We start from the raw sequence: 629 nt of genomic DNA, 5'->3' as shown, positions 1-629 counted from the left end.
AGCAATGCTCCCCGAGGGGGCTCGCGCAGCGGACCGGCAAAGCCGGATCCGCGCACGCCACTTGATTAATCGCCCACGTCGGCGGACAGGCGACGGCGGAATGCACATAGACATCGAATGACGGCCGTACTTCGCCTTCTCGAGGACCTGCTCGCCCGCCCCAGCGTCACCCCCGACGACAAAGGCTGCCAGGCGCTGATTGCCGAGCGTTTGGCTGCGGCGGGTTTCACTTGCGAACACCTGCCCTTCGGGCCCGACGACTTCCGTGTCGCGAACCTTTGGGCCGTGCGCAGTGGCACTCGGCCCGGCCCGACGGTCGTTTTCGCCGGCCACACCGACGTGGTGCCCACCGGGCCGTTGGGCGCCTGGAGCAGCGACCCCTTCGTGCCCAGCTACCGCAACGGCAAGCTGTACGCCCGCGGCGCGGCCGACATGAAGACCTCAGTCGCCGCGATGGTCGTGGCGGCCGAAGAATTCGCCCTCGCCCACCCGCAGCACGCCGGACGCGTCGCCTTCTTGCTGACCAGCGACGAGGAAGGCCCTTCGGTCGATGGCACGGTCAAGGTCGCGCAGGCCTTGAAAGAGCGCGGCGAACAGTTGGACTGCTGCATCGTCGGCGAGCCCACTTC

General features: G+C 68.2%; 1 protein-coding gene. It reads left to right on the top strand.

Going from position 1 to position 629, the window contains the following annotated elements; genetic code table 11:
* Window positions 1-117 precede the first annotated feature (117 nt).
* Window positions 118-629, top strand: a 512-nt coding sequence (locus tag AC1DYI_RS37830; RefSeq protein WP_477209180.1) for a M20/M25/M40 family metallo-hydrolase, incomplete at its 3' end; no start/stop codon positions are given.

The sequence above is a fragment of the Ideonella sp. P3_A4 genome, from assembly GCF_056403075.1.
Note: the sequence above shows the minus strand (reverse complement) of the source record. Positions and strands in the feature narration are given on the sequence as shown.